Consider the following 17,042-nt stretch of genomic DNA (forward strand, 5'->3'; position numbering starts at 1 on the left):
ACATATAGAGAAGGATGATGACGATGAGCGGCACGCCCATCAGCCAGAGAACGATACCTTTCATATGCAAGCCTCCGCGTTACTGCCTTTGAAACGGTAACGCGGCATCGGGGAATACGTTCCCGATATCAGCCAGGCAGGCTGGCGCGCCTCAGGTCATGGCCTGGATTGAATCTCTCCCTTGCTCACGAACCAGGTCTTGTCGAAAAGTCTGAGATCCAGCGGATTCGGCATCCGGATATCGTGGATGTCGGGAAAATTCGTCGCGGCATCATAGGACCGGTCGATCTGCGAAATGAAAACGAAGATCAGCCCGCGTTCGCGTGCGTATGCTCTCAGCTTGCGGACCTGGTCGCTGACCGCAGGGTTTTCGCGCCTCTGGTCGAGAAGTTGCAAATAGTCCACGACCACCAGTGTACCACTTGGCGCCAAGGCCAGTTTCCTGATGATGTAATCGGCGCTGATTGCATCGGAGCAGTCGATTTCGAACAGCGGGGCAAACCGGGCGTGGTCCGCCCCGATGGCGGAAAAACGATTGATCACGTCGTTCACCGTGTATTCCAGCGTGAAGAAGAACGCCCGATGGCCTGACTTCATCGCATCCACGGCGAGCTCAAGACTTTTCAGCGTCTTGACCTGTCCGGGCCGCGCGCCGAGAAGAACAAGATCCCCAGGTCTCAGCCGGGTCAACAGCATGGCGGCCGGATTGGCCGCGGCGTGTCGTGCGGCAAGCAGGCCCCAGTCGGCATAGCCCTCGTCAACGGCGATACGATTGAGAGCCTCATGGAGCGGGATGTTTTGGTCACGTGCCAGGCGCTTGGCCTTGCGCTTCAGATGATAGATCGGCGCAGACAGTTTCATCGGTAACCTCCTGATGCGAGCAGTCTTCGCAGCCCCTCCTTATGCTTGTTGCTCAAACAGTCGGTTCGATGGTGAGAGTGCCCCGTATGAAATCTACTTTCCCGAGCGGAGGGGGGGAGGCTTGGGCGCGCCCGAATCGGAGCATAGCGCAGAGGTTGGGCGAGGTGAATTGCCTGGCTATGAGCGGATTTGGGGCGAAATCTGAAAGAACCCGTTGGTTGCTACGGAGCGGTAAGCATCGACGGTGCGACGCGGATCCCAGATGAAATCTGACGAGGCACTGCAGCCGGCGCGCAGGAGTAACTATTTGTATTTCTTAGGAGGTAGACTGGTGCTGCTAGAGAGATTTGAACTCTCGGCCTCTCCCTTACCAAGGGAGTGCTCTACCCCTGAGCTATAGCAGCATCTGGCGGCCGGTTCGTTGACAAGCCGCATCAAGCGAGGGGGCTATTGCCATAGCTGAGCGGGGAGTGCAAGTCGCATTTCAAAGTTTTTCGTGGAGACCTGTGAGAAAAGTCCCCAGCGCTTCCGAAGGGCCTGGTTTTGCGCTAAGGCATGAACATGCAAACAGACGACAAAGAAGGCGGCAAAGCCGTGCCGGTGCCTGACGAGCGGCAGGCCGAAGGCAAGGTGCGCCGGGAGAAGAAGAATACGACCGAGGCGGACCTGAAAAAGGCGCGTCTTGCCAGGAACTTGCGCGACAATCTCCAGCGCCGCAAGCAGCAGGCGCGGGCGCGCCGTTCCGGTGCAGCCGATGAGGTCAGCGGCCTTCCTGCCGCAAAAACGGACGAATCCCAAGATTAGTACGGGGCAGGGGCGGCGTTCGCCGACTCCTTCCCGTTTGCCGGCGGCTCAGCCGTCTGGCGTCCAATTGCATAAATGCCCTTGGTCGGGTCGATCCAGGGCAGCGACTGAACCGATATGGCGACCTTTCGCGTCCGAATGGGCGCGCGGCGTTCAAGGCACTTCTAATTTCGCGGCGTCTCCACTAAAGAGGCGCCTTCAGACAACATAGAATATTTTTTGGAAAGGCGGGCAAAGCCCGTTCGAGAGGCCTCATGGATCGCATCAGGATTATAGGCGGCAACCAGCTTAACGGCGTCATCCCGATTTCCGGCGCCAAGAACGCGGCCCTGCCGCTGATGATCGCGTCGCTTCTGACCGACGACACCTTGACGCTCGAAAACGTGCCGCATCTGGCCGACGTCGAGCAGCTGATCCGCATCCTCGGCAACCACGGCGTCGACATCTCCGTCAACGGCCGCCGCGAGCGTCAGGGCGAGAGCTACGCCCGCACCATCCATTTCACCTGCCGCAACATCGTCGATACGACCGCGCCTTACGAGCTGGTGTCGAAGATGCGCGCAAGCTTCTGGGTGATCGGCCCGCTGCTCGCCCGTGAAGGCAAGGCCCGCGTATCGCTGCCCGGTGGTTGCGCCATCGGCACGCGCCCGGTCGATCTCTTCATCGAAGGCCTTCAGGCACTTAGCGCCAACATCGAGATCGACGGCGGCTACGTCAACGCGACGGCGCCGGAAGGCGGCCTGGTCGGCGCACGCTACACTTTCCCGAAGGTGTCCGTCGGCGCCACCCACGTCCTGATGATGGCCGCGACGCTTGCAAACGGCACCACGGTGCTGGGCAACGCCGCGCGCGAGCCCGAAGTCGTCGACCTCGCCAACTGCCTCAATGCCATGGGCGCCAAGATCACCGGCCAGGGCACCCCGACGATCACGATCGAAGGCGTACGTTCGCTCTCCGGCGCCCGTCACCGCGTGTTGCCGGACCGGATCGAGACCGGCACCTATGCCATGGCGGTTGCCATGACCGGCGGCGACGTCATCCTTGAAGACACGAACATGGCGCTGCTCGACACGGCGCTGGAAGCGATCCGCCGCGCCGGCGCCGAGATCACCGAGACCAACAGCGGCATCCGCGTCGTGCGCAACGGTGCCGGCATCAAGCCGGTCGATATCGTCACCGATCCTTTCCCGGGCTTCCCGACCGACCTGCAGGCGCAGTTCATGGGGCTGATGACCAGGGCGAACGGCACCTCGCACATCACCGAGACGATCTTCGAGAACCGTTTCATGCATGTGCAGGAGCTCGCCCGCCTCGGGGCCAAGATCTCGCTCTCCGGCCAGACGGCCAAGATCGAGGGCGTTAGCCGGCTGAAGGGCGCGCCTGTCATGGCAACCGACCTTCGTGCGTCGGTCTCGCTCGTCATCGCCGGCCTTGCAGCCGAAGGCGAAACCATGGTCTCGCGCGTCTATCACCTCGACCGCGGCTTCGAGCGGCTGGAAGAGAAGCTCACCCGTTGCGGCGCGCATGTCGAGCGTGTCAGCGACTGATTTGATCGGTTGCGCCTGATACCGTTGCGGTTTCAGGCGCAACATCCTATGTCCATTTCAATTGTGGCACGGAAAATGTGCGGCGAAACGAAAGGAATGGACGGTATGAATGGTCTGAAGCTGCTGGCGCTCGACGAGGAAGATCTCGCTGTCGTCTCCGCCCATGTCCAGGATGCCGTGTTCAAGGTATCGGGGCTGGAATATGACGCCCGCCGCAAGCTATTTTCGCTTGTCGTCAATCGCTTCGTCTGGGAGACGGCCGACGGCAAGCGCCGCTCCTTCGAGCGTCGTCGCGCGCTGCTGCTGTTCAAGCGGGTGAATGCGGTCCGCTCGGTCGGCTTTGACCGCCGCGACGATGAAGCGGTACTTGACCTGCTGACGCTCAAGTTCACGGTGCGCGGCGAGGGGCCGGAAGGCACGCTCGAACTGGTTCTAGCCGGCGATGCCTCGATCGCGCTTGACGTCGAATGCATCGAAACGCAGCTTGCGGATACCGGCGGGGCGTGGGAAACCGCTTTCAAGCCCAAGCATCCCGAAGGCGCTTGAGCCGCTCGACCCGAACGACACTGGCATACAAGGACGTCCCCTTTGGCAATCAGGCTCAATTTTCTCGACGGTGACTTCGAACAAAAGTTCGCGTCATTCCTGACGACCAAGCGTGAGGTGTCCGAAGACGTCAATGCGGTGGTCAAGGCGATCATCGACGACGTGCGCGCCCGGGGCGATCAGGCACTCGCCGAATATTCCAAGCGCTTCGATGGCGTCGATTTCTCCGTGACGCCGATGGCCGTCAGCGCGGCCGAGATCGATGCGGCGATCCAGGCGGTCGAGCCGGAAGTGCTGGGCGCGCTCAAGGTCGCTGCCACCCGCATCGAGGCGCACCACGCGCGCCAGCGGCCGAAGGACGATATCTACGAAGACACGATGGGCGTCGGCCTCGGTTCGCGCTGGACGGCAGTCGATGCCGTCGGCCTCTATGTGCCCGGTGGCACGGCGAGCTATCCGAGCTCGGTGCTGATGAATGCGCTGCCGGCGAAGGTGGCGGGCGTTCCCCGCATCGTTATGGTGGTGCCGGCAAGCGGCGGTGAGATCAATCCGGCGGTGCTTGCAGCAGCAAGGCTTGCGGGCGTCGAGGAGATCTACCGCGTCGGCGGCGCGCAGGCCGTTGCGGCGCTTGCCTATGGCACCGAGACGATCGCCCCCGTCGCCAAGATTGTCGGCCCGGGCAATGCCTATGTTGCCGCCGCCAAGCGCCAGGTCTTCGGTACCGTCGGCATCGACATGATCGCCGGTCCCTCGGAAGTGCTTGTCATCGCCGACAAGCACAACGATCCGGACTGGATCGCCGCCGATCTCCTGGCCCAGGCCGAGCACGACGTCGGCGCCCAGTCGATCCTGATCACCGACGATCCGGCCTTCGGCCAGGCGGTCGAGGACGCGGTCGAGCGGCAATTGAAGACGCTGCCGCGGGCCGAAACGGCCTCGGCAAGCTGGCGCGATTTCGGCGCCGTCATTCTCGTGCCCGATCTCGAAAAGGCCGTGCCGCTCGCCAACCGTATTGCAGCGGAACATCTTGAGCTGGCGCTCGCCAATCCCGAGCCGATGGTCGAGAAGATCCGCAATGCCGGCGCGATCTTCGTCGGGCGGCACACGCCCGAAGTCATCGGTGATTATGTCGGCGGCTCCAACCACGTTCTGCCGACCGCGCGCTCGGCGCGCTTCTCGTCCGGCCTCGGCGTGCTCGATTATATGAAGCGCACGTCGATCCTTCGGCTCGATCCGGAGCAGTTGCGGATCCTCGGACCGGCGGCGATCGTGCTGGCAAAGTCCGAGGGGCTGGAGGCCCATGCGCGTTCCGTCGCTATTCGCCTCAATCTCGGGGATGCTGGATGAAGGCGGACCGCAATCTGCGCCTCTGCGATGTCGTTCTGGACGAGACCATCGGCCGCTCGACGCCCGACGTGGAGCATGAGCGCGCGGTTGCTATCTTCGACCTGCTCGAAGAAAACCTGTTCGAACCGGTCGGCCATCCCTGTGGCCCCTACAAGCTCAATCTCTCGCTCGTCGATGCGAAGCTGGTCTTTTCGATCTCGACCGAAAAGGGCGGCGATGTCGCCACCCACATCCTGTCGCTGACGCCGTTTCGCCGGATCGTGAAGGACTACTTCATGATCTGCGAGAGCTACTACGAGGCGATCCGCTCGGCGACACCGAGCCAGATCGAGGCGATCGACATGGGGCGCCGCGGCATTCACAACGAGGGCTCGCAGACCCTGATGGATCGCCTGTCCGGCAAGATCCGGCTGGATTTCGATACGGCCCGCCGGCTGTTCACGCTCGTCTGCGTGCTCTATTGGCGCGGGTAGAGGCGCGAACCGGCATGACGGCAACCGAGGCACCGCAGTTGAAAGCGCCCCGCTCGGTCCTCTTCATGTGCGGCATGAATGCCATCCGCTCGCCGATGGCCGAAGCGCTCGCCAAGGCGGCGCTGCCAGCGGGAACGTATGTTGCCTCGGCCGGCGTCCGGCATGGCGAACGCGATCCGTTTGTCGACGTGGTCATGGCCGAGGTGGGCTTGAGCCTCGGCCGCCACCAGCCCCACACGCTGGATGAACTCGAGGACGACTACTTCGACCTCATCGTGACGCTGGCGCCGGAGGCGCATCACAAGGCGCTGGAATTGACTCGCTCGATGGCCGTCGACGTGGTCTATTGGCCAACGCCGGACCCGACGGTGGCAGCCGGCACCCGCGAGCAGATCGTCGATGCGTATCGCGCCGTGCGCGATCACCTGTCGACGCTGATCAATCATCGGTTGGTCGGCTCGCACAGACGAGAGAAAACTTGAGAGCTTCCCGGAAATCCGAGTGCGGTTTCCGACGACAGTTCTTTTCCATGTCTTCTTAGATCCCATCCGATTTAAGGCTAAAGACACGTAGCAGTTCAAAGTGCTATAGCGACCTCTGCGCCTCTGATAGGACGCGCGGCGCCGTAGCCGTCACAAAAGCGCAAAAGCCGGTGTTAGACGGTTCACAAATCCTCGTTGATTGTGTAGTTTCCGGCGAATTTTTCGGGATACCTGACGTATCCCTAAACAAAGATAGAAAGAACAGTCCTACATGGCGAAAGAAGAAGTCCTTGAATTTCCGGGCGTGGTCACCGAATTGCTTCCGAATGCGACCTTCCGCGTGAAGCTCGAAAACGAGCATGAGATCATCGCCCACACGGCGGGCCGCATGCGCAAGAACCGCATCCGCGTGCTTGCCGGCGACAAGGTTCTCGTCGAGATGACCCCGTACGACCTTACCAAGGGCCGTATCACCTACCGCTTCAAGTAAGCCGCTCCGGCTCTACGCAATTCCTGGAGCATTTCCGCTTCTTCTTCGAATCGCGAAAACGCTCTAACCTTTGGTTGGATTGCAATTCCAGACGCAAAACCGCTTCACCCGCATTTTTGCTGGAATTGCTCTGGAGTGACGGCTCGTTCCGATGACAGTGGCCAAGAAACTGATACTGGCGTCCGGCTCGCCGCGTCGCGTCGAACTTCTGGCGCAGGCGGGCATCGAGCCCGCGCGCCTGATGCCGATGGATCTCGACGAGACGCCGAAGCGTGCCGAACACCCGCGTTCGCTCGCAAGGCGTCTGTCGGCTGAAAAGGCGCGCGCAGCACTTGCGGCGATCAAGGGCGAGCCCGGCTGGGACGGAAGCTATATTCTGGCGGCCGATACGGTCGTCTGCGTCGGCCGGCGCATCCTGCCGAAGCCGGAACTGGTCAGCGAAGCCACCAGCGCACTGCACCTTCTCTCCGGCCGCAGCCATCGCGTCTATACCGGCGTGTGCCTGATCACCCCGGACAAGACGCTCAGGCAGAAGGTCGTCGACACCAAGGTGCGCTTCAAGCGCCTGTCCGGTTTCGATATCGAAAGCTATCTCGCCTCGGGCCAATGGCGCGGCAAGGCGGGCGGCTACGGCATCCAGGGCATTGCCGGCAGCTTCGTGGTGAAACTCGTCGGTTCCTACAGCAACGTCGTCGGCCTGCCACTCTACGAAACCGTCAGCCTGCTTGTCGGCGAAGGCTACGATGTGCACAATCGTTGGCTGGAAGGCTGAAGCCGGTGCCAGACGAGACAAATAACGACGAAACGAAGAAGAGCGGTTCGAACGTCGCGCCCCTGCGGGCGCCTCGACCCTGCCCGGAATGCGGACGGCCGTCGCATCGGGAGCACTATCCCTTCTGCTCCGACCGCTGCCGCAACGTCGACCTCAATCGCTGGCTCTCCGGCTCCTATGCCATTCCGGTTGCCGACGACGAAACGAAGGCCGACGACGACGATCGCTAAGGCGTACCGCTGCGGTCGGGCGCGTGGGTCCGGCCTTTCCCTCAACGCTCCTCTTTATCGTGAACGACGCCTGGATGATCCTGCGCGCCAGCAGGTGAATGCGGCCGCCATTTTCGGTCTCCGAGGACCACTTCTCTCTCGGAGAGTGCGGGGAAAGCGAACGCGATCTCTCTGAAACTCTTTGCTTTTTCGGTTTTTTTGACTGTCCACAGGATTTCGGTCAAAAAACTTTCATTTGGCGCTGGACACCGCCGAACAAGATGCTATAACCCCGCTCGCTTCCGGGGCAAACACAAGCGCCCCGAGGGTTCCGCAAGGAACCGCTGCCCGAAACGGCAGGATGCCCGGATAGCTCAGTTGGTAGAGCAGCGGATTGAAAATCCGCGTGTCGGTGGTTCAAATCCGCCTCCGGGCACCATTCATCTCCTTGAATGTTTGGTCTCGAAAAGCTTGAAAGTCACGTTCGGCGTTTACTGAGCGTTGCGTCACTCGTTTGCCCTCAATACGTTGTCCACTCCTGCACCAGCATCTCGCGAAAACGGATCGCGGCCGGCGACGCAACTTCCTGGATATCGATGTCGCCGCGAACCCGCAGTCGCTCGATTCCTACATTCAGTACATTGAAGTCGTGTTGCAGAAGACGATTGACGGAGCGGCCGCGTTGGGCTCGCTGCTGACGCGCATCGACATGCAGACGACCTTTGGTCAGACGCTGATGGCCACCATCGAAAAGGGGGGCGGACGTTTGCTGGATGCCGATATGAACGAGACGTCGACGCGGCTGAAGGCATTGCAGACGCAGGAACAGCTTGGCATCCAGGCTTTGCAGATCGCCAACTCCAATGCGCAGAACATCCTGCAGCTTTTCCGCTGAGTGATCGCGTCGTCGCGAAGCGATGACGAAAGCATCGCAGCCGAGAGGGTTCCAGCACGTCGCTGATCAGGCATCGATCCTCCCTTTTAGCGAAGGTGGGAATCGACGGCTGTCACCTGCGTTACATGTTCGTCGCAGCTTCCGCCTATTCTCACGCCCGGGAGGACCTGAGCGGCGAACGTCTTCGTCGCGTAATCGATGCCACGAAACCACAACAAAAACAGGGTCGTGGCAGGGTCAACCGAGGATTAGAAATGCGTAAATTTGCCAGGCTTTCTTTAGCAACTCTCGTCGCGGCAACGATCGCCGCCGGTGCCGCGGCTCCGGCTTTCGCAGGAGGCAGCTACTACAAGGGCGTATCGCCGACGCCGGTCAACGAAGGCCACCGGAGCGAGAAGTACAATCCGCCCGGAAAGACCGTAAACCGCCCGCCGCCGAGAAACGGCTCCTACTACAAGGGCATCATGCGCAAGTAGGAAAGGCACGTGGTAGCAATCGGCCGAAAAGCCGGCGGCTCTCGATCACGGTCTTGAAAACAAGGAAGGGCGCCGTGGCGCCCTTTCGTTCTAGATCAGAACATGACTGAGAATATCGCCTTCGCTGACCACCATGTTCGGCGGATGGCCGTTGCGCAGATAATGCTTGCGGTCGCTATCGGCGGTAATGAACACGGCGGTGCGGGCAACCTCGTCCGCTGTCAATTGTGTCGTTGCCGGCACGACAGCGATTTCGGAGCGCAGGCCCAACTCGCGCAACAGTTCCTCGATCGCGCGGTGGTCGTCCACGCCGTGAAGAACAAGCCGGTCGATTTCTGCAATCGCGTTTGTATGCCACGTGACAGTCTGAAGAGCGACCATGAGGGGCAGCGCCCCTCTTGCCTGCTGCACGTCGGGATGGTGCTCGAAGCCGGCCAGCATTAGCCGCGTATAGAGTTCATAGGCGCGAACGTAGTCCTTCTTCATCATCCACATGCGCAAGGCAACGCTCATGCGGATCATGGTGAAATCCCTGATCTGCGCATCGAAATAGGCCCGGCGATCGGCAGTCAGCTTGACAGCACCGCGTTTGGCGCCGCTGTAGAGGAAGTACTCAAGACCGCCCCGATACGTGTCCCATGCCGTCAGCGTCTCGGCGTGGCCGGCCTGCGGCCGATCGCGGACGATCTTGGAGCGTATCACCTGGCGATAGAAAGGCTTCTTCAGGAAGGTGACGGCGCCCAGTTCCAGAAAATGTGCGAGATAGGAGAAGGCCCAATAGGCGAAGTGCCGGGGCGCCCAGGCGGAGCGCAGGGCCGAGGTCCGGTAAATGCCAATCTCGGGAAACACATGTCGGTCGACGAGAAAATCGAAAACCGGCTCGAAGTCCCGTTTCTTGAACTTGGTATCCTTATCGACCGAGAAGAACGGCGCAGCGTCACGTTCGTCGATCTCGTCGTGTGTGTACCACGGCGCAAAGCACACCGTCACTTCCGGATTGAGATCCAGATAGCGGATTGCCTCGCGCAAGCCATCGTTGATGAGCACGTCGTCATCGGCGAGGTAGAGCGTGTATTCGCCCACCGCGCGGCTGACGGCGCTGATGACGTTGGGAATCGCGCCGAAATTCTCCGACTGGCGGAAATAGCGGATCGGCAACCCCTTGGCGACAAAGCGATCGACGATCTCCCGGGTGCCGTCGGTCGAGGCGTTGTCGGAAATGATGATCTCGTACTTGAAGGAGAACTGGTAGAGTTCGACGAAGTAGCCGAGCGCCTTTTCGAGGAAGGGCGCGCGGTTATAGGTGGGAATGCAGATGCTCAGCTTAACCTGGCTCACTCGCCTCTCCATTGTCAGTCACATGCGACAGCGGGCGTTTCGCAGACCGCCGGTCGCGTCTCGTTTGCTTGCACGCCGGCACGAGAACAGCGGTGGCTGGCGATGCAACGGCAGGGATCGGACGCCTCAGGGCGCAAGGGGCAGCGCGCAGAGGAGGCCGATCCTACGCTCCCTTATTCCGCTTCGATCTTGCGTGAGCCTTGTCTTGAATAAAGGCCGGTCAGGCGGCAGCTGTGCAGAGGGTGAGTAGGACCCCTGTTAGCGATTTGTTAACCATGCTGGCGCAATCTCGATGGTTGTAACAATGGCGCTCGAACCCGGTCTTCATCGAGCCACATGCCCGAAATCAGACGCATTCGTTCATTCCTAAGGGAGCAGAGACAAGGATGTACGAAATGGCAGCTCATATGATGAAGATGCTGATGAGCATCATGGCCGCGCTTTCGCTCGGCTCGCTGCTGTTTCTGATGGCCGTGCTCTAACGACGGTCAAAGGTTCGGGCGGCGCGCCCGTCACGGGTAGAGGTAGAACTCGTCCCAGCTCTCGTGCGGCACAAGCTCGCCGATCTTGTATTCGAAAGACAGGACACCCAGGTGCTCCGCGTCGGTGCGGCACTTGAACTTCAGCTTGTACCATTCCCCCTTGCTGCGGAACACGGCGCCCGGCGCCTTCATCTTGTCTTCCTTCACGACCGGCTCGGCGAAGGTGTAGGCGATCACCTTGTCCGGCTTGAAGGTCGACTTGTCGGCGTTGATGCGCTCCATCGCCTCGGTATCGCACCGCTGTTCGAGCCGGGTCTGCGGGTCGAGCTTTTCGAACTGGCGCACCAGGGACTGATCCATCGCCAGCGCCGGGGAACATGTGGCGGCGAAGATGAGCGGGTACGCGATTGTCTTCATGCTCGACGGACTCCTGCGATGAAAAAGAACCAGACCCGGCAAATCACTCCGGGACGCGCCTGCGGTTTCAGTTAAGCTTTGTGGCCATTCCAAGGCAGGTCACGTTTCCGAAACGTTGAACTACGTTTCCGACACGTCGATCCATTCGGCCCCGGTCAGTTCGACGATGCGGGCGGGACTGATGTGCACCGCCGCATTGGTGGCACCGGCGGCCGGCACGACGATGTCGTAGGCCTTGAGCGACAAGTCGCAATAGATGCTGTGCGGCTTGGCAAGACCGAAGGGGCAGACGCCGCCGACCGGGTGCCCGGTCTCCGCTTCCACCTCGTCGAAGCCGAGCATGCGGGCCTTGGTACCGAAGCGGGCCTTGTACTTTTTGTTGTCGAGGCGGGCGTCGCCGCGCGTGACGATGAGGATCACATCGTCGCCAACCCGAAGCGCCAGTGTCTTGGCGATCTGCGCCGGCTCGACGCCGTGGCCCTCGGCCGCAAGCGCAACCGTGGCGGTGCTTTGTTGAAGCTCGATGACACCGATGTCTGGGGCGTGCTGGGAAAAGAAGTCTTTGACGGAAGTCAGGCTCATGGCAAAGGATTCGCGTTATTGAAAAGCGATGGCGATCGGCCGCGTTGCGAACAACCGTCCGGGCGTTCGGCTTCGCGCGGGCAAATCTCTCAGTCGTCGTTGGAAGCGTCAAGGTCTTCGGGGCGCCGGCCTTCTTGCCCAGGCGGCAGATAGCCATGGCTGGTGAACCAGTTCTCTAGGATCGTGGCGATCGCCTGATCCCGTGACAGCGTTCCCGGGTGATCGGCGATGAAAGACCTGAGCGCCGTCTCGATCTTGTCGGTGTAAAGCGCGTTCATGCGTGCCTCCGTCTGGTAAGTGCGATGTTCCGTCCGGTGACCCGTCCAGCAGATCACAGTGCTACAGCCCTGTTCGCGCGTCCAGATGGAACGGCCGAGGGCCGTTCCATGCGCGAAGGCGGCTGCCGCCGAATGGTGTGGGCTCAGGCCTGCTTGACGATGCGGATCAGCACCAGAAGGATCACCGCACCGATTGTCGCGTGCAGGATTGCCGAGAGAATACCGCTGCCGAGGCTGATGCCGATCGCCGGGAAGAGGAAGCCGGCGATGAAGGCGCCGATGATGCCGACGACCATGTTGCCGATAAGGCCGAATCCGCCACCCTTGACGATGAGGCCGGCGAGCCAGCCGGCGACCGCGCCGACGATCAGGAAGACGAGAATGCTTTCAATACCCATGAATGGTCCCCTTTCCATTGGATCTCGATTGGAAAGATAGATCAGGAATCGAAATCAGATAGAGGGCAATTTCATCGCGCAGCGATTTTTTGAGATTTGAATGATCGCCGGGGCGCGCCGGACCCCCAAGACGAGGGCACGGCGCTGCTCGATCGGTATCAGACGATGCCGCCTCCGCCGCCGGCAACGGCCGGGCGTTCGGCGGCGACCTTCGCGCGATATCCACTTTTCCGATAGGTCGCGACCGGCGCCACCGCTCCGCCGCTCTCAAGTCGCGCCATCGCAAGGATCGGCTCGATATCAGTGCGGAAGGCGGTCTTCAGCGTCTCGCTCGCCATCAGCGCGTCGTTGTCTTCCTGGCAGCCGTCAAGCACCTTGCGATCGACGATCAGCGCCTGGGCATAGGCCCGGCAAACCTCGGTCGCGCTCGTCATCAGGCTCTCGATCGGATCGGTGACGTTGTGGCTCTGGTCGAGCATATGCGCCGGCTTGAATCCCTTGGCGCCGCGCGTTTCCGCATCCACCAGCTCGTTGAAGACGAGGAACAGCCGATAGGGGTCGATCACGCCCGTGTCGAGATCGTCATCGCCGTACTTCGAATCGTTGAAGTGGAAACCGCCGAGCTTGCCGAATTGGATGAGGCGGGCGACGATCATCTCGATATTGACGTTCGGCGCATGGTGACCGAGATCGACGAGGCAGAGGGCCTTGGGGCCGAGCTCCTGCGCGATCAGATAGTTTGTGCCCCAGTCCTGAACGACGGTCGAATAGAAGGCCGGCTCGAACATCTTGTGTTCGGTAAAGACCCGCCAATCCTCTGGCAGCGCCGCATAGACCGATTTCATCGCATCGAGATAACGCTCGAAGGCGCGGGTGAAATTGCTCTGGCCGGGGAAGTTGGAGCCGTCGCCGATCCACACCGTCAGCGCCTTGGAGCCGAGTTGCCGGCCGATCTCGATGCATTCGAGATTGTGCTCCACCGCCTGGCGGCGGGTTGCGGCATCGACATGCGACAGCGAGCCGAACTTGTAGGAGTGCGCCTGGCCCGGTGTGTCGGAGAAGGTGTTGGAGTTCATCGCGTCGAAGCCGAGGCCGAGCGACGTGCCTTTCTGCTTCAGTTCGGAAATGTCGCTCACCTTGTCCCACGGAATATGCAGCGAGACGGTCGGAGTCGCCCGCGTCAATTGCTGTATGACCGCGCAATCCTCAAGTTTGTCGAAGATGTTGCGTGGCTCGCCCTTGCCGGGGAAGCGGGCGAAGCGCGTGCCGCCGGTGCCGACACCCCAGGAGGGGACGGCGACGCCATAGGCGGCAACCTTGCGCCTGATCTCGTCGATCGCAACGCCGCGCCGATCGAGTCGCTCGCCGAGGCTGTCATAATCCCGGCGAAGTGCGGTGAACCGGCTTTCGTTCTCGGCCTCGACCGTTGCCTGGCTGATCATCGTCGTCGTCATGGAAACCTCCTCGATCAGCGGGTGAAGGACTGGGCGTTGCCCGCGTCGACATTGATGATGTTGCCGGTCGATTTCGCCGACATGTCGGAGGCAAGGAAGTAGATCGCCTCGGCGATGTCCTCCGGGAAGACGCTGAGCTTCAGCATCGAGCGCTCGCGATAATGCGCCTCGAGATCGTCGACATCCATCTTATAGGCTGCGGCGCGCTGCTCCTTCCACTCGCCGGTCCAGATCTTCGAGCCGCGTAGCACCGCGTCCGGGTTGACGACGTTGACGCGGATCTGTGCCGCAGCACCCTCCAGCGCCAGGCAGCGGGCAAGGTGGATCTCGGCCGCCTTGGCGGTGCAATAGGCCGAGGCGCCGGGGGAGGCGGCAAGCCCGTTCTTGGAGGCGACGAAGACGATATTGCCGCCGGCCTTCTGCTGGCGGAAGACCCGAAAGGCTTCCCGCGAGACGAGGAAATAGCCGGTCGTCAGGATCTCGATGTTCTTGTTCCAGAGCGAAAGCGTCGTGTCCTCGATCGCGGCGGAGGAGGCAAGACCCGCATTGGAAACGAGAATGTCGAGACCGCCGAAGGCGAGCAACGCATCAGCGAAGCCGCCTTCGACGGCCGCCTCGCTGGTGACATTCATGGTGACGGAGCGCACGACATCCTTGCCGTAGCGCGCGGAAAGCTCGCTTTCGGCTGCGGCAAGCGCCGTCTCGTCGATGTCAGCCAGCACCACGCACGCGCCTTCCTGCATCAGCCGGTTGGCCGTCGCCTTGCCGATGCCGCCGGCGCCGCCGGTGACGAGCGCGATCCGGCCGGCAAGGCTCTTCGGCTTCGGCATGCGCTGCAGTTTCGCTTCCTCCAGCAGCCAGTATTCGATGTCGAAGGCTTCCTGCTCCGGCAGGCCGACATAGGTGGAGACACCGGAAGCGCCGCGCATGACGTTGATGGCGTTGACATAGAACTCGCCGGAGATGCGGGCGGTCGCCTTGTCCTTGGCGAATGTGATCATGCCGACGCCCGGCACGAGATAGACGACCGCATTGGGATCGCGCATAGCCGGGCTGTCTACGCGTTTGCAGCGCTCGTAGTAGGCCGCATAGTCGGCGCGATAGGCGGCGATTGCCTCGGGAAGCGCAGCGAGCGTCCCGTCGATATCCGGCTTGGCCGGATCGAATTCGATCACCAGCGGTCGGATCTTGGTGCGCAGGAAGTGGTCGGGGCAGCTCGTGCCGAGCGCCGCCAGCGGCTTCAGGTCCTTCGATGTGACGAAGTCGAGCACGGCCTGGCTGCCGTCGAAATGGCCGACCTTCTTCTCGTCGGCGCTGATCAGGCCGCGGATGACCGGCATCAGCTTGCGGGCGACATCGGCGCGGGCAGTAGCGTCGAGCGTCGCTGTTACTGCGCCCCCGAAGGCAGGCTTAGTGTTCTCGACCTCGAACCAGGCGATCGCCTTGTTGATGATCTCGATCGTCGTCTCATAGGCCTCTTTCGCCGTGTCGCCCCAGGTGAAGAGGCCGTGGCTTTCGAGCACGACGCCACGGGCAGCAGGGTTTTCCAGGCAGAATTTTTCCAGCCACAGACCGAGCTCGTAGCCGGGGCGCTTCCACGGCAGCCAGCCGATGTCGTCGCCGAAGATTTTTGCCGTCAGCTCGCGGCTGTTCTTTGCGGCCGCAATCGCGATGATCGCGTCGGGATGCATGTGGTCGACGTGCTTCTTCGGCACGTAGGCGTGCAGCGGCGTGTCGATCGAGGCGGCGCGCGGATTGAGATTGAAGGTGCAATGCGGCAGGTAGGCGACCATCTCGTCTTCGAAATCAACGCCGCGATAGATCGTCTTCAGCGCATTGAGCTTGTCCATATAGAGCGTCGCGAAGCCGTCGAGCTTGATCGTGCCGACGTCGCCGCCGGAGCCCTTGACCCAGAGAACCTCGACGGTGCCGCCGCCAAGCGGATCCTTTTCCATCACCTTGGCCGAGGTGTTGCCGCCGCCATAATTGGTGATGCGTTTGTCGGAACCAAGCAGGTTCGAGCGATAGAGCAGGCGCTCGGATTCGCTCATCTCGGCGGCCTTTGCCTCGTCCCAAAGGTTTGCAAGTCGTGCGCCCTGCTGCTTGTCCAGCATCTCGAATTCCTCCCGGTCTGATGTCGCGCGGCTTGGCGTCCGCACGGAGATATGGTTGGCATCAGATCATAGGACTTGAGCGTTAAAGTCAATCAAAAACGATCAAGTTCGCGCATATTGCGCTGCACAATGAAAAAATATGATTGATTGTGATTGACAATGGTCGATCGTGATGGAAGCATGAACGCCATCGGAGGAACGCATGCACGAGAAAGAAAGACACCGGATCATTCTGTCGGCGGTTCAGGAAAAACCCGTCGTCACCGTCCAGGAGCTGGTCGATCTGACCGACAGTTCCGAGGCGACGATCCGGCGCGACATTGCGGCACTCCATGTGCAGAAGAAGCTGCGCCGTGTGCGCGGCGGCGCCGAGGCAATCAACCCGCCGCAATTCGTCGGCCTTGCCGGTCGGCCGTTCAAGGTCAACGAAGGCCTGCACGCCCGTGAGAAGCAGGCGATCGCCAAGGAGGCGGTGGCGCTCTGCGAGGATGGCGAGCCGATCATCATCAATGGCGGCACCACCACCTTCCAGATGGTGCATTTTCTCAGCAATCGCCGCATGCAGGTGTTCACCAATTCCTTCCCGATCGCCGAGCACCTTTTAAAGCACTCAAAGAACACGGTGATGCTGTCCGGCGGCACGATCTACCGCGAGCAGAACATCATCTTAAGCCCCTTCGACAACGACGTGACGCGCAATTTCTATGCGCGCCGCATGTTCATGGGGGCTCAAGGACTGGGGCCGCTCGGCCTGATGGAAGCGGACCCGCTTCTGATCCAAGCGGAGCAGAAGCTGATCGATCAGGCGGACGAACTCGTCGTGCTGGTCGACTCGTCGAAATTTCACAAGCGGTCGAGCCTCATTCTTTGCGGGCTGAAGCGGATCGCCACTGTCATTACGGATTCGGGCATCGAGGACAGGCATGCCGCGATGCTCGAAAATGCCGGGGTGAGGCTGGTTGTGGCCAGTTCAAGAGCCGGCGCGGATGCGGAGAACATATCCTCGTCCGCCTGACGCGGGTGAGGAGAGGGGAAGGCGGTGGTCACGGTTAAGGGAGCCGGGTCGTTGCCGAACGG

21 protein-coding genes and 2 tRNA genes are annotated in these 17,042 nt (G+C 61.3%); 13 read left to right on the top strand and 10 right to left on the bottom strand.

The features are described 5' to 3' along the window. Nucleotides 1-156: 156 nt before the first annotated feature. On the bottom strand, nucleotides 157-861 hold the full coding sequence (locus tag ACN9MO_RS01090; RefSeq protein ID WP_113132114.1) for a DNA helicase: 705 nt from the start codon (nucleotides 859-861) through the stop codon (nucleotides 157-159). Nucleotides 862-1,190: 329 nt separating this feature from the next. Beyond that, nucleotides 1,191-1,265: transfer RNA gene (locus ACN9MO_RS01095), tRNA-Thr, on the bottom strand. Between the two features lie 151 nt (nucleotides 1,266-1,416). Between ACN9MO_RS01095 and ACN9MO_RS01100 the strand changes: the two genes are divergently transcribed. From ACN9MO_RS01100 to yacG, 9 genes are all read left to right on the top strand, one after another. Continuing rightward, nucleotides 1,417-1,665, top strand: a complete 249-nt coding sequence (locus ACN9MO_RS01100) for a hypothetical protein (protein ID WP_425986221.1) — start codon at nucleotides 1,417-1,419, stop codon at nucleotides 1,663-1,665. A gap of 254 nt (nucleotides 1,666-1,919) precedes the next feature. Then, a complete protein-coding gene (gene murA, locus ACN9MO_RS01105; protein ID WP_113132115.1) occupies nucleotides 1,920-3,212 on the top strand; it encodes a UDP-N-acetylglucosamine 1-carboxyvinyltransferase in 1,293 nt (430 codons plus the stop codon). 105 nt (nucleotides 3,213-3,317) lie between these two features. After that, on the top strand, nucleotides 3,318-3,758 hold the full coding sequence (locus ACN9MO_RS01110; protein WP_058323703.1) for a DUF2948 family protein: 441 nt from the start codon (nucleotides 3,318-3,320) through the stop codon (nucleotides 3,756-3,758). A gap of 42 nt (nucleotides 3,759-3,800) precedes the next feature. Next, nucleotides 3,801-5,105 carry a histidinol dehydrogenase gene (gene hisD / locus ACN9MO_RS01115; protein ID WP_058323568.1) on the top strand — a complete coding sequence of 435 codons (1,305 nt, stop codon included), beginning with the start codon at nucleotides 3,801-3,803 and terminating at the stop codon, nucleotides 5,103-5,105. Beyond that, on the top strand, nucleotides 5,102-5,578 hold the full coding sequence (locus ACN9MO_RS01120) for a UPF0262 family protein (RefSeq protein ID WP_057248170.1): 477 nt from the start codon (nucleotides 5,102-5,104) through the stop codon (nucleotides 5,576-5,578). Before hisD ends, ACN9MO_RS01120 begins: the two co-directional genes overlap by 4 nt. A gap of 14 nt (nucleotides 5,579-5,592) precedes the next feature. Beyond that, nucleotides 5,593-6,060: a low molecular weight phosphatase family protein gene (locus ACN9MO_RS01125; protein WP_057248171.1), complete on the top strand. Its 468-nt coding sequence runs from the start codon at nucleotides 5,593-5,595 to the stop codon at nucleotides 6,058-6,060. A gap of 271 nt (nucleotides 6,061-6,331) precedes the next feature. Further along, entirely contained in the window at nucleotides 6,332-6,550 is a 219-nt protein-coding gene (gene infA / locus ACN9MO_RS01130; RefSeq protein ID WP_004435948.1) for a translation initiation factor IF-1, read from the top strand. 151 nt (nucleotides 6,551-6,701) lie between these two features. Beyond that, entirely contained in the window at nucleotides 6,702-7,322 is a 621-nt protein-coding gene (locus ACN9MO_RS01135) for a Maf-like protein (RefSeq protein ID WP_058323566.1), read from the top strand. Nucleotides 7,323-7,327: 5 nt separating this feature from the next. Further along, nucleotides 7,328-7,552 (top strand): DNA gyrase inhibitor YacG, encoded by a 225-nt coding sequence (gene yacG / locus ACN9MO_RS01140; protein WP_057248174.1) that lies wholly within the window; start codon nucleotides 7,328-7,330, stop codon nucleotides 7,550-7,552. Nucleotides 7,553-7,593: 41 nt separating this feature from the next. Here the strand turns inward: yacG and ACN9MO_RS01145 are convergent, their stop codons facing one another. Further along, nucleotides 7,594-7,776, bottom strand: coding sequence for a hypothetical protein (locus tag ACN9MO_RS01145; RefSeq protein WP_162733566.1), 183 nt, complete (start codon nucleotides 7,774-7,776; stop codon nucleotides 7,594-7,596). A gap of 118 nt (nucleotides 7,777-7,894) precedes the next feature. On the opposite strand from ACN9MO_RS01145, the gene ACN9MO_RS01150 reads away from it, so the two are divergent. The 3 genes from ACN9MO_RS01150 (at nucleotide 7,895) to ACN9MO_RS01160 (ending at nucleotide 8,902) form a co-directional block, all read left to right on the top strand. Further along, nucleotides 7,895-7,970 (top strand) — tRNA-Phe (locus ACN9MO_RS01150). Nucleotides 7,971-8,183: 213 nt separating this feature from the next. Further along, on the top strand, nucleotides 8,184-8,426 hold the full coding sequence (locus ACN9MO_RS01155) for a flagellin (RefSeq protein WP_425986230.1): 243 nt from the start codon (nucleotides 8,184-8,186) through the stop codon (nucleotides 8,424-8,426). A gap of 254 nt (nucleotides 8,427-8,680) precedes the next feature. Then, nucleotides 8,681-8,902, top strand: coding sequence for a hypothetical protein (locus ACN9MO_RS01160; protein ID WP_110877963.1), 222 nt, complete (start codon nucleotides 8,681-8,683; stop codon nucleotides 8,900-8,902). Nucleotides 8,903-8,992: 90 nt separating this feature from the next. Here the strand turns inward: ACN9MO_RS01160 and ACN9MO_RS01165 are convergent, their stop codons facing one another. From ACN9MO_RS01165 to ACN9MO_RS01195, 7 genes are all read right to left on the bottom strand, one after another. Next, nucleotides 8,993-10,240, bottom strand: coding sequence for a glycosyltransferase family 2 protein (locus ACN9MO_RS01165; RefSeq protein ID WP_110877964.1), 1,248 nt, complete (start codon nucleotides 10,238-10,240; stop codon nucleotides 8,993-8,995). A 512-nt stretch (nucleotides 10,241-10,752) separates the two neighbouring features. Next, complete coding sequence (locus ACN9MO_RS01170; protein ID WP_110877965.1) at nucleotides 10,753-11,139, bottom strand: DUF930 domain-containing protein; 387 nt, start codon at nucleotides 11,137-11,139, stop codon at nucleotides 10,753-10,755. 120 nt (nucleotides 11,140-11,259) lie between these two features. Continuing rightward, a complete protein-coding gene (locus tag ACN9MO_RS01175) occupies nucleotides 11,260-11,721 on the bottom strand; it encodes a YbaK/EbsC family protein (protein ID WP_057248179.1) in 462 nt (153 codons plus the stop codon). Between the two features lie 89 nt (nucleotides 11,722-11,810). Then, nucleotides 11,811-11,999, bottom strand: a complete 189-nt coding sequence (locus tag ACN9MO_RS01180) for a hypothetical protein (RefSeq protein ID WP_057248180.1) — start codon at nucleotides 11,997-11,999, stop codon at nucleotides 11,811-11,813. Nucleotides 12,000-12,142: 143 nt separating this feature from the next. After that, nucleotides 12,143-12,397, bottom strand: coding sequence for a GlsB/YeaQ/YmgE family stress response membrane protein (locus ACN9MO_RS01185; protein WP_057248181.1), 255 nt, complete (start codon nucleotides 12,395-12,397; stop codon nucleotides 12,143-12,145). Between the two features lie 158 nt (nucleotides 12,398-12,555). Further along, nucleotides 12,556-13,851: an L-rhamnose catabolism isomerase gene (gene rhaI / locus ACN9MO_RS01190; RefSeq protein ID WP_113132117.1), complete on the bottom strand. Its 1,296-nt coding sequence runs from the start codon at nucleotides 13,849-13,851 to the stop codon at nucleotides 12,556-12,558. A 14-nt stretch (nucleotides 13,852-13,865) separates the two neighbouring features. Beyond that, nucleotides 13,866-15,965, bottom strand: a complete 2,100-nt coding sequence (locus tag ACN9MO_RS01195) for a bifunctional rhamnulose-1-phosphate aldolase/short-chain dehydrogenase (protein WP_058323561.1) — start codon at nucleotides 15,963-15,965, stop codon at nucleotides 13,866-13,868. Between the two features lie 202 nt (nucleotides 15,966-16,167). On the opposite strand from ACN9MO_RS01195, the gene ACN9MO_RS01200 reads away from it, so the two are divergent. Continuing rightward, nucleotides 16,168-16,980: a DeoR/GlpR family DNA-binding transcription regulator gene (locus tag ACN9MO_RS01200; protein ID WP_058323560.1), complete on the top strand. Its 813-nt coding sequence runs from the start codon at nucleotides 16,168-16,170 to the stop codon at nucleotides 16,978-16,980. The last annotated feature ends 62 nt before the right edge of the window (nucleotides 16,981-17,042 follow it).

The sequence above is a fragment of the Ensifer sp. R-19 genome, from assembly GCF_049905105.1.
In the GTDB taxonomy this organism is placed as follows: domain Bacteria; phylum Pseudomonadota; class Alphaproteobacteria; order Rhizobiales; family Rhizobiaceae; genus Ensifer.

Bases quoted from the DNA above. Each gene is read 5' to 3' on its own strand.
- ACN9MO_RS01160 (WP_110877963.1), top strand. From the start codon at position 8,681: ATGCGTAAATTTGCCAGGCTTTCTTTAGCAACTCTCGTCGCGGCAACG.
- ACN9MO_RS01120 (WP_057248170.1), top strand. From the start codon at position 5,102: ATGAAGGCGGACCGCAATCTGCGCCTCTGCGATGTCGTTCTGGACGAG.
- ACN9MO_RS01170 (WP_110877965.1), bottom strand. From the start codon at position 11,139: ATGAAGACAATCGCGTACCCGCTCATCTTCGCCGCCACATGTTCCCCG.
- ACN9MO_RS01110 (WP_058323703.1), top strand. From the start codon at position 3,318: ATGAATGGTCTGAAGCTGCTGGCGCTCGACGAGGAAGATCTCGCTGTC.
- rhaI (WP_113132117.1), bottom strand. From the start codon at position 13,851: ATGACGACGACGATGATCAGCCAGGCAACGGTCGAGGCCGAGAACGAA.
- ACN9MO_RS01195 (WP_058323561.1), bottom strand. From the start codon at position 15,965: ATGCTGGACAAGCAGCAGGGCGCACGACTTGCAAACCTTTGGGACGAG.
- infA (WP_004435948.1), top strand. From the start codon at position 6,332: ATGGCGAAAGAAGAAGTCCTTGAATTTCCGGGCGTGGTCACCGAATTG.
- ACN9MO_RS01135 (WP_058323566.1), top strand. From the start codon at position 6,702: ATGACAGTGGCCAAGAAACTGATACTGGCGTCCGGCTCGCCGCGTCGC.
- murA (WP_113132115.1), top strand. From the start codon at position 1,920: ATGGATCGCATCAGGATTATAGGCGGCAACCAGCTTAACGGCGTCATC.
- ACN9MO_RS01175 (WP_057248179.1), bottom strand. From the start codon at position 11,721: ATGAGCCTGACTTCCGTCAAAGACTTCTTTTCCCAGCACGCCCCAGAC.
- ACN9MO_RS01180 (WP_057248180.1), bottom strand. From the start codon at position 11,999: ATGAACGCGCTTTACACCGACAAGATCGAGACGGCGCTCAGGTCTTTC.
- ACN9MO_RS01125 (WP_057248171.1), top strand. From the start codon at position 5,593: ATGACGGCAACCGAGGCACCGCAGTTGAAAGCGCCCCGCTCGGTCCTC.
- ACN9MO_RS01200 (WP_058323560.1), top strand. From the start codon at position 16,168: ATGCACGAGAAAGAAAGACACCGGATCATTCTGTCGGCGGTTCAGGAA.
- ACN9MO_RS01100 (WP_425986221.1), top strand. From the start codon at position 1,417: ATGAACATGCAAACAGACGACAAAGAAGGCGGCAAAGCCGTGCCGGTG.
- ACN9MO_RS01185 (WP_057248181.1), bottom strand. From the start codon at position 12,397: ATGGGTATTGAAAGCATTCTCGTCTTCCTGATCGTCGGCGCGGTCGCC.
- ACN9MO_RS01090 (WP_113132114.1), bottom strand. From the start codon at position 861: ATGAAACTGTCTGCGCCGATCTATCATCTGAAGCGCAAGGCCAAGCGC.